This window comes from Pseudonocardia terrae (genome assembly GCF_021343995.1).
Lineage (GTDB): Bacteria > Actinomycetota > Actinomycetes > Mycobacteriales > Pseudonocardiaceae > Pseudonocardia > Pseudonocardia terrae.
The window spans coordinates 70,516-83,138 of sequence record NZ_JAJTTE010000005.1 but is presented as its reverse complement, the minus strand read 5'-3'; the positions used below and the strand labels follow the sequence as shown (position 1 = coordinate 83,138).

Here is a 12,623-nt window from a genome sequence, read left to right as displayed (position 1 = left end):
ACGCCTACTGTCTCATGTGTCAGAGTCGGTGCGGCCACCCGCTCGGGTGAGTCCGCCCGGCCGTGTCACTCCCGACAGCACGTCCGGACCACCGTCGACGCCGACTGGAGTGGTGCGCCGTGAACCTCGCCGAGCTGGTGCGTTTCTGGGGTCACTGGCGGCCCGAGCACGAGGCGCTGATCTGCGGAGACGTGCGGCAGAGCTGGGCCGAGCTCGACGCCGTCACGGACGCCGTCGCGTCGGGTCTCGCCGCCCGCGGGGTCCGGCCCGGCGACCGCGTGGGCGCCCTGCTGGGCAACCGCCCCGAGCTCGTGCACGTGATCCTCGGGACGCTCAAGCTCGGCGCGGTCAGCGTGCCGCTCAACGTCCGGCTCACGGTCGGCGAGCTCGCCCCGCTCGTGCTCGACGCCGACTGCCGCGTCGTCGTCACCGAGGAGGCGCTGGCCCCGGCCCTGGAGGTCGCGGCCGCCGCGCAGCCCCTCGACGTCGTGTGCCTCGGCGGCTCGGACCTGCCCGGGTACGCCGAGCTGCTGGCGGCCGGGAGCACGCCACCGGCCGTCGAGATCGCCGACGACGACGCCGCGTTCCTCTGCTACACCTCCGGCACCACGGGCGTGCAGAAGGGCGCGGTGCTGACCCACCGCGGCGTCCTCGCCCCCGCCGAGGCCAAGGTCGTCTCCGAGGGGCTGAGCTGGCGGGACCGGATCCTGGTCGCCGTCCCGCTCGTCTACACCGGGGCCGTCATCTCCTGCTTCATGCAGTTCACGGTGTACGCGGGCGGCACGATGGTGCTGGAGCGGGACTTCGACCCGGACCGCTACCTCGACATGATCGAGCGGCACCGGATCTCGGCGCTCACGACCGTGCCCGTGCTGTGGGAGCGGATGGCGCTGTCGTCCGACTTCACCCGGCGCGATCTCTCCTCCCTGGTGTCCGCCGCGGTGGGCGGGGCGCCGGTGCGGCTGGACCTGCTGGAGACCTACCGCGAGCGGGGTGTCTCGCTGGTGCAGGTCTACGGGATGACCGAGGCCTCGGGCCTGATCAGCGCGCTGCGGGCGGAGGACGCGGCGGCGTACCCGGGGTACGCGGGCAAGGCGATCATGGGGACCACGATCCGCATCGCCGCGACCGACCCGGCCGGGACCGCCGCCTCCGGTGAGGTCGGCGAGATCCTGGTGCGTGGGGCGCACGTTATGCGCGGGTACTGGCGCAACCCCGAGGCCACCGCGGCCACCATGCTCCCCGGCGGTTGGCTGCGGTCCGGCGACCTGGGCGCCATGGACGAGCGTGGCTACCTCAGGGTGGTCGACCGCACCAAGGACATGCTGATCTCCGGCGGCATCAACGTGTACCCCGCGGAGATCGAGCGGGCGCTGGCCGGGGTCGAGGGTGTCACCGAGCTGGCCGTGATCGGGGTGCCGGACGACCGGTGGGGCGAGGTCCCGATGCTCGTCGTGCACTGCGCGGGTGATCCGACACCGGTGCTCGACCGCCTCACCGAGAAGGCCCGGGGCGACCTCGCCGGGTTCAAGCGGCCGCGGTTCGCGGTCGCCGCCGGCCCGCTCCCCCGCACCTTCTCCGGGAAGATCGCCAAGCCGGAGCTGCGCAAGGCCTACCCCACCGTCCCGGCCGACGCCGTCGCCCTGCGCGTGTCGTCGGCGGAGGTGTCGGCGTGAGCGACCTGGTCACGCGGGCCGACCACGGCGGGGTCCGCACGCTCACGCTGAACGACCCGGACCGGCGCAACCCGCTGAGCGTCGCGTTGCGCGCGCACCTGCTCGAGGAGCTCACCGAGGCGATGGAGGACCCCGTGGTCCGCGCAGTGGTCCTCACCGCTTCCGGCCCGGTCTTCTCCGCGGGCGGCGACCTGTCGGCGATGCGCCGCCGGCCCGCCGCCGAAGCCCTCGAGCTGCTGGAGTCCGCCCAAGCCGTCGTCCGGACGATCCTCGCCGGGCCCGTGCCGGTCGTGGCGCACGTGGAGGGGGCGGCATTCGGTGCCGGCGTCGCGTTGGCCGCGGCCTGCGACCGGGTGGTCACCACGACGTCCACCCGCTTCCGCGCGACCTTCACCGGGGTCGGGCTCTCCGGCGACATGGGGATCTACTGGTCCCTGCCGCGGCGGGTGGGTCCCGCCTGGGCGCGACGGATGCTGATGTTCGGAGACGAGGTCGACGGGTCGCGTGCGGTCGACATCGGGCTGGCCGACGTGCTGGCCGAGCCCGGCGAGGCGCTCGCCGTCGCCGTGGCCGAGGCCGCCGGTGTCGCCCGGGGTCCGCGCGGCGCCCTGGCCGCGGTCAAGGAGATGCTGGGGACGGTCGGTGACCGCGACGCCGTGCTGGATGCCGAGGCGCGGACCCAGAGTTCCTTGACGGATACGGATGACTTCGCGGAAGGCGTCGCCGCGTTCTTGGAGCGACGGGCCCCGTTGTTCGGCGGGCCGGGCTGAGCCCGGGTCAGGTCCACCAGGGATCGAGCGAGCGCAGGAGCCCGAGGATCACCTCGGTCACCTCGGCGGGCCGCTCCTGCTGGATCCAGTGCCCGGCGCCCGGCAGCAGCACACTGCCGCGCAGGTCGCCGAGGTGGCGCTCCTGACCCTCGTGCGGCATCACGGCGAGGGCGGGATCGTCCGCCCCGGCGAGGAAGAGGCAGGGCGCGGCCACACCGGCCCCGGCCAGGTGCGGGGTGGCCGCCCAGTTCCGGTCGATCGCCCGGTACCAGTTCAGCGGGCCGCTGAACCCGGTGCGGGCGAAGGCCTCGGCGTAGTGCGCCAGGTCGGTCTCCGTGAGCCAGGACGGCAGGTGGGTCTCGCGCAGGCGGTCGAGGTAGCCGCGACCGTCGTCGGGGCCGAGCAGGGCCTCGACGGTCAGTCCGCCGAGGACGAGCCGCATCGTGCGCTCCGGGTCCTTGGCCAGCTCCGCGTCGGCCACGCCCTCGTCCTGGAAGTGCCGGATGTAGAAGAACCGGTCCGCCAGGCGCTCCCGCCAGATCTCCAGTGGGAGCCGGCGGGCGCGCGGGGCGAACGGGACGCTCAGCGCGCACACGCCGGCGACCCGGTCCGGGTGCAGCAGCGCGAGCTGCCACACCACGGTCGCACCCCAGTCGTGACCGACGAACACCGCCCGCTGGTACCCGTGTGCGTCGAGCAGCCCGACGAGGTCGCCGGTCAGTTCCTCGATCCCGTAGGCCGCGGGTTCCTCCGGGCAGCTCGATCCGCCGTAGCCCCGCATGTCCGGCGCGAGCACCCGGAACCCGGCGGCGGCCAGGGTCGGCTGCACGTGCCGCCAGGAGTACGCGAGCTCGGGGAAGCCGTGCACGAGCACGACCGGCGGGCCGGAGCCCTCGTCCCGGACCGCCAGCGCGACGCAGTCGAGCCGGACCGTCCTCATCGGACCTTGGGGAACCGCTGCGGCGCGTCGGCGTAGACACCCCGCAGGTCCCGCTTGGCGATCTTCCCGCTGGCCATCCGGGGCAGCGGGCCCTCGTGCGGGATCACGTACCGCGGCACCTTGTAGTCCGCGAGCCGGTCGTTGCAGAAGGCCACGAGCGCGGCGGGATCCAGCTCTCCCTCGGCATGGACGACGGCGGCGGGCGTCTCGCCGAACTTGTCGTCCGGTACCGGGATCACCGCCACCTCGGTGACTCCGGGCGCCTGCTGGAGGACCGTCTCCAGCTCGGCCGGGGAGATCTTCAGCCCGCCGGAGTTGATCATCTCGCCCATCCGGTCGACGTAGGTGAGCAGCCCCTCCTCGTCGACGGTGCCGAGGTCGCCGGTGTGCAGCCAGCCGCCGCGCAGGGCCTTCTTGGTGGCCTCCTCGTTGCGCCAGTAGCCGGGGAACATGCCGGGGCCGCGCATGAGGATCTCGCCGACCTCACCCGGCGCGCAGTCGCGGTCGTCCGCGTCCACGACGCGGAGGCGGGTGAACGGGCCACCCCAGCCACAGGCGTCCGGGTGCTCGAGCGCTCCCTCCGCCGACATCGCCGTACCGGTGCCGCCGATCTCGGTCTGGCCGTAGATCTGCCGGAGCGCGACGCCGCAGGGGCGCCACTTCTCGAGCAACGGCACGGGGACGCGGGCGCCGCCGACCCAGGCCGTGGTCAGGTGCGGCAACCGCGCCTCTTCGAAGCCCGGGACGAGGGAGATCTGCTCGAACAGGATCGGCGGCCCGGTGAAGGTGGTGATCCGCGCCTCCTGCAGCACCTCCAGGGCGCGAGCCGGATCGAAGCGCGGCTGCAGGTACATCGTGCCGCCTTGCACGAGGCTTCGGGCGAGCCCCCACAGCGCACCGGCGGCGGTGAACATCGGCAACACCAGGAGGACCCGCAGGTCGTTGGGCGCCACCGGCTCGCCGAGCGACCACTCGTGCATGATCCCGGCGATCGTGCGGTGGGTGAACACCACGCCCTTCGGCGTGCCGGTCGTGCCACTGGTGAACACGATCGCGGTCGGGTCGTCGGGCAGCTCGTCGTGCGCAGGCACCGGCCCGTGCACCCCGCCCCGCAGCGGCGTGACGACGCCCTGCAGGCTGTGCGCGGCGACGACGGCCCCGCCTGCGGCCACCTCCTCGAGCAACGGGAGGTGCGAGTCGTCGGCGAGCACGATCGTCGGCTCGCAGAGCGCCACGAGCGCGCCCAGCTCGGCGGCGAGGAAGCGCTGGTTGAAGCCGCACACCACGGCCCCGACCTTCCACGCGGCAACCGCGGCCACGCACCACTCGAGGCTGTTCGCCCCGACGATGCCGACCCGGTCGCCCGCCGCCACGCCGTCGTCGCGCAGCCGTGCGGCCAGGCCCTCCGACCACCCGTCCAGCTCGGTGTAGGTCACGACGTCGCCGTCGAAGTCGATCGCGGGATGGTCGGGAACGGTGCGGACCCACCAGGTCAGGGCGTCGACGACGGTGCCGCTCACGGGGCCTCCAGGGGTGGTGGGACCGGGACGGCGGGTCGGTGGCCGCCGCCCCGGTGGACTTCAGGAGAACAGCGCGGGTCAGGAGAAGAGGGGGGCGACGTCCTCGGTGAGGTTCACGGTCTTCAGCTCGTAGTACGACTGGATCGCCTCGGGCCCGGTGTCGCGGCCGACCCCGGAGCACTTCACCCCGCCGAACGGCGCCTCGGTGTTGTAGACGAAGGAGTTGACGCTGAACGTGCCGGTCCGCACCCGGCGCGCGACGTCCGCCGCCTTCTGCGGGTCGGTCGTGAACACGGCGCCGTGCAGGCCGTACTCCGAGTCGTTGGCGATCGCGATCGCCTCGTCCACCGTCTCGTAGCGCAGCACCGACGCAACCGGGCCGAAGATCTCCTCCTGAGCGATCTTCATGCCGTTCTCGACGCCGGTGAACACGGTGGGCTGGACGAACGCGCCCTTCTCCAGGCCGGCCGGGATGCCGCCGCCGGTCGCGACGGTCGCGCCCTCCGCCCTGCCGGCCTCGATGTAGCCGAGCACCCGCTCCTGCTGGCGCTTCGACACCAACGGCCCCATGGTCGTCGCGGGGTCGAACGGGTCACCGACCACGAACGACTCCGCGGTCGCCACGAGGGCGCCGACGACCTCGTCGTAGCGCGAGGCGGGCACCAGCACCCGGCTGTACGCCGCGCAGACCTGGCCGGTGTTGAAGAACGAGCCCATCGCGAGCCCGGCCATGGTGGTCTGCAGGTCGGCGTCGTCGAGCACGATCGCGGCGGACTTGCCGCCCAGCTCCAGCTGCAGGCGCTTGAAGCTGCCGCCCGCCTCCTGGCCGATCTGCCGACCTGCGGCCGTCGAGCCGGTGAAGCTGACCTTGTCCACGCCCGGGTGCGCGACGAGCGCGCGGCCCGCGTCGCGATCACCGGTGATGTAGTTGAAGACACCGGCGGGCACGCCGGCCTCGTGCAGCGCCTCGGCGATGAAGAATCCGTCGAGCGGGGTCTCCGGTGCGGGCTTGTAGACCACGCTGCAACCCGAGACCAGCGCCGGCCAGATCTTGGAGACGGCCATGTTGAACGGGCCGTTCCACGGCGCGATCGACGCGACGACGCCGACCGGCTCCTTCACGACGGCCGCGGGGCCGTACATGGTCTGCCGGACCTCGGACAGCGGCGTGTTGCGCGCGACCTCGAGGAAGTACTTGCCCACCGCGAGCGCGCCGGGGATCTGCATCCCGGCGATCGAGGTCGGCAGCCCCATCTCCGAGGTCACCAGCCGGCCGATCTCGTCGAGCTTCGGCTCGATCAGGCCGAGCGCCCGCTCGAGCACCTGGGCGCGCTCCTCGACCGATCGCAGCCGCCACACACCCTCGTCGAAGGAGCGGCGGGCGGCCTTGACGGCGGCGTCGACGTCGTCGGCGTTCGCGTCGGGCGCCTCCCCGATGACCTCCTCGGTCGACGGCGAGACGACGGGGATGCGGATCGACGAGCTGGGCTTGCGCCACTCACCGTCGATCAGGAGCTCGTCACGGATGGTCATGGTCGTCCCTTCGGGGCCGCGGTGACTCGGGGGGAAGGCATTCGCTCGACCGGGAACACCAGCGGGTACGACGTCACCGATGTCCCTTCGTCGGGCCGAACGGGGTGTGCGCACGGACGGCGGCGGCGGACCCGCTCACTCGACGTCACGGTGCGGCGAGCCTAGAGGCTTTAGGTGAGCGGTGTCCAGGGTCACCCCTTCTCGCATCCGCAGTCCGCGCGCAGCACACTTCCGGCAGGTTCGCCGTCTACCTATATCTGTTAGGTTGGGTCGAACGTCAGCCGGAGGAGCAACGATGGACCTCGAGTGGTCAGCGGCCGACCTCGCCTTTCGCGACGAGGTCCACGCCTTCCTCGACGAGAGGCTCACGCCGGACCTGCGCCGGGCGGGGCGCCTGATGACGAGCGTGTACGCCGACCACGAGGCGAGCATGCGGTGGCAGGCGATCCTGCACGAGCGCGGCTGGGCCGCGCCGGCGTGGCCGGTCGAGTACGGCGGCTGCGACTGGACGGTGACCCAGCACTACCTCTTCAGCCGGGAGTCGATCCTGGCCGGCGCTCCCCCGCTGTCCCCCATGGGGATCAGCATGGTGGCGCACGTGCTGATCGAGTTCGGCACGCCGGAGCAGAAGGAGTTCTTCCTGCCCCGGATCCTCACCGGTGAGGTCTTCTTCTGCCAGGGCTACTCCGAACCAGAGGCCGGCTCGGACCTCGCGGCACTGTCCATGTCCGCGGTCGAGGACGGCGACGACCTGGTCTGCACCGGCAGCAAGATCTGGACGACCCACGCCACCGAGGCGAACTGGATGTTCTGCCTGGTCCGCACCTCGCGCGCGGCCAAGAAGCAGCAGGGCATCACGTTCCTGCTGATCGACATGAGCTCGCCGGGCATCGAGGTACGCCCGCTGGTGATGACCTCCGGCGAGCAGATCCAGAACCAGGAGTTCTTCGACCACGTGCGCGTGCCGAAGGCCAACGTCGTCGGCGAGATCGACGACGGCTGGACGGTCGCGAAGTACCTGTTGGAGTTCGAGCGGGGCGGCAGTGCCGCTGCCCCGAAGCTGCAGGTCATGGCCGACCAGGTCGCTCGGGCCGCAGCCGGGCAGCCCGGGCCGGACGGGGGCCCCCTGCTCGAGTCGCCGGCGTTCGCCGCCAAGCTCGCCGACGCCCGGATCCGCATCGACGTGCTCGAGGTGCTGGAGTTCCGCGTGCTGTCCGCGGCGGCGGGCGGGAAGAACCCCGGGACGGCGTCCTCGATGCTCAAGATCCTCGGCACCGAGCTGAGCCAGACACTGACCGAGCTGCTGCTGGAGGCCGCCGGACCGCGTGGGCGCGCCTACCAGCCGCACGCGACCCGGCCGGGGGGCCCGCTCGCCGGATTCGCGCCCCCCGCCGACGGCTACGTCAGCGGGGAGGAGTGGCAGGCCGTGGCCCCACTGCGCTACTTCAACGACCGGGCCGGGACGATCTACGCCGGCAGCAACGAGATCCAACGCAACATCCTCGCGAAGGCGGCTCTGGGGCTCTAGATGGACTTCTCGCTCACCGCGGAGCAGCAGCTCCTGCGCGACTCGCTCGCCGACTGGCTCGCCGACCGCTACGACCTCGCGCGCAGCCGGGAGGCCGCCGCCTCGGAGACCGGCTGGCAGCCCGAGGTGTGGCGCTCGTTCGCCGACGACCTCGGGATCCTCGGCGCCACGCTGCCCGAGGAGGTCGGCGGATCCGGCGGCGGCCCGGTCGAGGCGATGGTGATCGCCGAACAGCTCGGCCGCGCCCTGGTCGTCGAGCCCTACGTCGACACCGTGGTCCTCGGCGGGGGCGTGCTGCGGCGCCTCCCCGGCACGGGCGACCCGCTCGAGGGGATCGTCGCGGGGTCCGTGCGCATCGCCCCGGCCCTGCTCGAACCGACCTCGGGGCACACCGCACACTCCGTGGCGGCCACTGCGCGACGCGACGGCGGGGACTGGGTGCTGACCGGCGCCAAGACCGTCGTCCCCGGGGTCCCGCAGGCGACCCACCTGCTGCTCACCGCCCGCACGTCGGGCGAGCAGCGCGACCTCGACGGGATCTCGTTGTTCCTGCTCCCCGTCGATCTTCCGGGCCTGCAGGTGCACCGCTACCGCACCATCGACGACCGGCACGCCGCCGACCTCGTGCTCGACGACGTGCGGCTCCCCGCTGCCGCGCTCCTCGGCGAGGAGGGCCGCGGCTGGACGGCGCTCTCCCCCGCACTCGACGAGGCGCTCGCGGCTCTCGCCGCCGAGGCGGTGGGCTGTCTGCGCAGGGTGCTCGCCGACACCGTCGCGTACAGCAAGGAGCGCCGGCAGTTCGGCCAGCCCATCGGCTCCTTCCAGGCGCTGCAGCACCGCATGGTCGACATGCATCTGGAGGTCGAGCAGTCGGTGGCAGCGATGTACCTCGCCACCCTGCGACTCGGGGCGGAGCCGGCCGAGCGGGCTCGCGCCACCTCCGCCGCCAAGGTCACGATCAGCCGCGCCGCCCGCTTCGTCGGCCAGAACGCCGTCCAGCTCCACGGCGGGATGGGCATGACACAGGAGCTCGCGATCGGCCACTACTTCAAGCGGCTCACCGCGATCGAGTACGAGCTCGGCCCCGCCGACCACCACCGGGCGCGCTATGCCGCCCTGACGCCCACCACCGGGTAGCACAGGACCTGACGTGGGCTGACCGGCCGACGCAGCTGGGCGTGTTCGCCCGCGCAATGGAGGACTCACAGCGGCTCGCCCGCACCCCTCCGCGGGAAGGAGGGACCGACGGGTGCTGCGTCAGCCTTCTCGACGAGACGCCGGGGAGCGACACCGCCGTCCTCGCGTGCTGCCGCGGAAACCGTGGAAACCCCGGAATCGGTCAGGCCCGGGCTTCTGCGGTTTCCGCGGTTTCTGCGGCAGGCATCGGAAGCACCTTCCGGTCCTGGCCCGGATCTCCGTCCGGTGCCGCTTTGACGACCCGTTCGGTTCGGGTTCCGCCGCGCCCCGGCGCTTCGGTCCACTCCGCGCCCACACGAGCTGTCGAGGCGGGGCCCGCACTGCTCAGCTGCCCATCGGATCGTGATGCCTAGGTGTGTACGGGCTTTTGATCTTGCGTAGTTGATCTTTTGGGGCCGTAGTCGCCGGCGGTGCTGCCGTGCTGTGGGCGTCGTCGTGCGCGAGCGGAGGCGAGCCGGGAGTCGGTGGCTCGGGTTGCGACGGGCTGGTTGCCGATCCCTTGGGAGGCCGCCATGTCCCAGACCCTCGACCACAAGAAGACGCCCAGCGAGAACACACTTCGTCGGGTTCTCGGGCTCCGCCCGGTTCGCACGGTGGTGTTCGACGGCGACGACTTCCTCGACCCGTGCCCCACCTGCGGCCACCGCGCGCCCGTCGACGCACCCGCCGAGCTCCCGCCGGGCGACCCGGTCTCCGACCTCCCGCTCGACCGCGTTGCGATCCAGCACGCGCAGCGGACGGTGGTGCTGCTGGTGGAGGTGCTCGACCAGCGCCGCCCGGCCACCCAGCTCACCGATCTGGTCGCCCCTCGGGTGCTTCGCTACCTGCGGGCGATGCCGGTCGCGCGGAGCGGATTGCGGGGCGGGGCCCGGCTGCTGAGCTTCCACCCTTCCCAGCCGCACGAGGGCGCCGTGGAGGTCGCCGCATCAGTCCGGATCCGGGGACGGCGCCGGGCGCTGGCCGCCTCGTTCACGCTCGTCGGCCTGGACCGGTGGGTGTGTTCGACGATCGGGATCCTGTGACCGCGGGCGGCCGGGCGGCCGGGCGAGATCGTCTCGCCCGTCCACGCCAATCGAGCATGAGAAACGTGGTCGCCGTCGCCCGCTGCCGGGACGACCTCGCTCGGAAGGGGGAGGGCGACTCACCCAACGCCTGTTCGCGCCCGCCCGCGGGCGGCCCGGGCGCCGACCCGGGCGAAGGCTCGGCCGGCGCGACGCTGACCGCGCAGCCGCGCGGGCAGGTCAGTTCTTGTCGTGGTGGGCCGGTTGCGGGGCGCGGTGCGAAGCGCCCGCCCTTGCTCCTCCGCGCCCGACTCCGCCCGGCGAGGCTCGCGGGCAAGGGCGATCGCCAGGTCGTCGGCGAAGCCGATGCGCAGCACCCTTGCCCGTGAGACCGGGCGGAGTAAGCGGCCCACCACCGACAGCACAGTCCTGCCGAGAGCAGGTCGACCGCAGCGAAGCTGCACCCCACGTCGTGCTCTGGAGTGGAAGCGGCGATCGTGTGGTGCTCACCGCCGCCATCTGGTCGCGCTCCGGACGAAGCGAGTGCCGTCAGGCCGAGGCGACGAAGGTGAGGAGGGCGTCGGAGGCGCCGAACTGCCGCAGCTCCAGCTCGTACTGGCCGATCTCCTCGTCGGATCCACCGCTGCGCGCGATGCCGTCGAGCAGGAGCTTCCGCAGCGACTCCGCGTTCAGCGGCACCGGAGCGCTCACGACTCGACTGACATTCGCACCACTGCGACGGAGGACCAGCTCCAGCAGCCCGTCCGGCAGCTGTGCCGTTGCCTGGGCGACCACCTGCACCGCCGGTGGGCAGGACTCAGATATCTCCACCAGGTCGGTCTGACGAGCGTCAGCGTCCTCGTCGCGCGTGATCACCGACGTCGGTGGATCGGCCTCGTCCCGACCGAGGACGATCACTCGGGCGCCCCTCCGCGCATCCACCAGGCCCCACTCCTTGAGGAGACCCACCGCGCGGTTGGCCGTTCCGACGGCGATGCCGTAGCGCTCCGACAGATCCAGGACCGTGGGGAGCGGGGAGCCGGCCTCGATCGTGCCGTCGAGGATCTGGGCCCGCAGGTCCATCGCGGCGCGCTCGTATGGGCTCCGGGCGAACAGCTCGTCGGGCCCGACGACGCCCGGATCGCCGGTCGGCCGGCGCGGCAGCCGGTCGAGCAGGCCGGACGAGGCGCGCTGGTCCGCCTCCGACACCCACGCCGCATAGACCCGCAGGGTGGTCGCTCCGCCGCCACCGTGACCGAGACGGCCTGCGACTGTCCGGACGTCGACCCCACTGGCGATGAGCTCGGTCGCCGAGTAGTGCCGCAGCTTGTGGAAGGTCGTCCGGATGCCCAGTTGCTGGACCAGACGTGAGTACCGGCGCGTGATGGTCTTCGGCTTCAGGTGTGTCGAGCCGTCGCCCGAGCCCGAGAAGACGTAGGCGTCGAGCGCAAGCTCGGTCCCGAGCGCCGCGGCCAACTCCATGCACCGCGCGCGGTGCGCCGTCAGCAGGGTCACGGACTCGGGATCCAGGGCGATCCGGCGATGCTGGTGGGTCTTGGTGTCCTTTTCCCACGTCTCGCCGCCGAGCTGAGCCACCGAGCGCTCCACGCGCAGGACCTTGCGGACGAGGTCCAGGTCGTGCCACCGCAGCGCACAGAGCTCGCCACGACGTGAGCCGGTGACCATCGTGAGCCAGATCAGCACCGCCCAGTCCGGGTCGTCCCACGATGCGTTGAGGATGCGTGCAGCCTCCTCCGACGTAGGCGGCTGCGGCTTGGCCGGCGGCTGCTTCGGTGGTTCCGCGTGCTCGATGGGGTTCCTCGCCAGCCACTGCCAGCGCACGGCACGTCGCAGCGCTCCGCTGAGGACGACATGGATCTGCCGGATCGTCGACTGTGCGAGGGGCTTGCAGACGTGCGGCCGGCAGCGGTGGTCGCAGCCGTGCGAGGTCGTCTTCCAGTGCTCGATCGCCTTCCGGCGGTTGCAGTGGGTCCGGCAACGGCGGAGCTCCGCGTAGAACGAGTCGAAGACCTGGGACGAGAGCGCGGCCAGCTTGACCTTGCCGATCAGCGGCAGGATGTGGGTGTTCGCCAGGTTCTCGTACGTCGACTTCGTCGTGCGTTCGACCTCGAGGAGCGCGAAATGCTGCTCCATGAGTTGGGCCACCGAGGCCGAGGTCCGCGGGTTCAGCCTGTCGTCGACCTGCACGAGGAGCCGCCGCAAGGTCTTCTCCGCCTCTGCGGCGGCGCCGGCGCCCTTGCGGACGATCTCCTGCAGGTAGTGCCGCTTCTTGCTGATCGGGTCGCGACCTGCATACACCCGGACGCGATACGAGCCGCTGGGCAGCTGCGTGATCTCACCTCGTTGGCGGATGCGACGCTGGTGCTGGCTCGGCGGCATGGCGCGAGAGTAGGTCGACTCGCGCCACATCCGGCGCCACGAAACGCGGCGCCGAGGA

The 12,623-nt window shown here is 72.2% G+C and carries 9 protein-coding genes; 5 read left to right on the top strand and 4 right to left on the bottom strand.

The window, feature by feature from the left end:
• Positions 1-119: 119 nt before the first annotated feature.
• Positions 120-1,676 carry a class I adenylate-forming enzyme family protein gene (locus LWC33_RS04925; RefSeq protein WP_233303005.1) on the top strand — a complete coding sequence of 519 codons (1,557 nt, stop codon included), beginning with the start codon at positions 120-122 and terminating at the stop codon, positions 1,674-1,676.
• Entirely contained in the window at positions 1,673-2,446 is a 774-nt protein-coding gene (locus LWC33_RS04920; RefSeq protein WP_233303004.1) for an enoyl-CoA hydratase/isomerase family protein, read from the top strand. Before LWC33_RS04925 ends, LWC33_RS04920 begins: the two co-directional genes overlap by 4 nt.
• A 7-nt stretch (positions 2,447-2,453) precedes the next feature.
• On the opposite strand, the gene LWC33_RS04915 is transcribed toward LWC33_RS04920, so the two are convergent.
• The 3 genes from LWC33_RS04915 to LWC33_RS04905 all read right to left on the bottom strand — a co-directional run bounded on the left by LWC33_RS04915 (position 2,454) and on the right by LWC33_RS04905 (position 6,439).
• The gene (locus tag LWC33_RS04915; protein WP_233303003.1) at positions 2,454-3,386 is read right to left on the bottom strand and encodes an alpha/beta fold hydrolase; all 933 of its coding nucleotides are present in this window, start codon (positions 3,384-3,386) and stop codon (positions 2,454-2,456) included.
• On the bottom strand, positions 3,383-4,906 hold the full coding sequence (locus LWC33_RS04910) for a class I adenylate-forming enzyme family protein (protein WP_233303002.1): 1,524 nt from the start codon (positions 4,904-4,906) through the stop codon (positions 3,383-3,385). Before LWC33_RS04910 ends, LWC33_RS04915 begins: the two co-directional genes overlap by 4 nt.
• 78 nt (positions 4,907-4,984) lie before the next feature.
• A complete protein-coding gene (locus LWC33_RS04905; RefSeq protein WP_233303001.1) occupies positions 4,985-6,439 on the bottom strand; it encodes an aldehyde dehydrogenase in 1,455 nt (484 codons plus the stop codon).
• Positions 6,440-6,734: 295 nt separating this feature from the next.
• Here LWC33_RS04905 and LWC33_RS04900 point away from each other — a divergent pair, with 295 nt between their 5' ends.
• The 3 genes from LWC33_RS04900 (at position 6,735) to LWC33_RS04890 (ending at position 10,186) form a co-directional block, all read left to right on the top strand.
• The gene (locus LWC33_RS04900) at positions 6,735-7,967 is read left to right on the top strand and encodes an acyl-CoA dehydrogenase family protein (RefSeq protein WP_233303000.1); all 1,233 of its coding nucleotides are present in this window, start codon (positions 6,735-6,737) and stop codon (positions 7,965-7,967) included.
• Entirely contained in the window at positions 7,968-9,104 is a 1,137-nt protein-coding gene (locus tag LWC33_RS04895; protein WP_233302999.1) for an acyl-CoA dehydrogenase family protein, read from the top strand. It abuts the gene before it with no gap.
• A 572-nt stretch (positions 9,105-9,676) separates the two neighbouring features.
• On the top strand, positions 9,677-10,186 hold the full coding sequence (locus tag LWC33_RS04890) for an Rv3235 family protein (protein ID WP_233302998.1): 510 nt from the start codon (positions 9,677-9,679) through the stop codon (positions 10,184-10,186).
• Positions 10,187-10,714: 528 nt separating this feature from the next.
• On the opposite strand, the gene LWC33_RS04885 is transcribed toward LWC33_RS04890, so the two are convergent.
• Positions 10,715-12,565, bottom strand: a complete 1,851-nt coding sequence (locus LWC33_RS04885) for a site-specific integrase (RefSeq protein WP_233302997.1) — start codon at positions 12,563-12,565, stop codon at positions 10,715-10,717.
• Between the last annotated feature and the right edge of the window lie 58 nt (positions 12,566-12,623).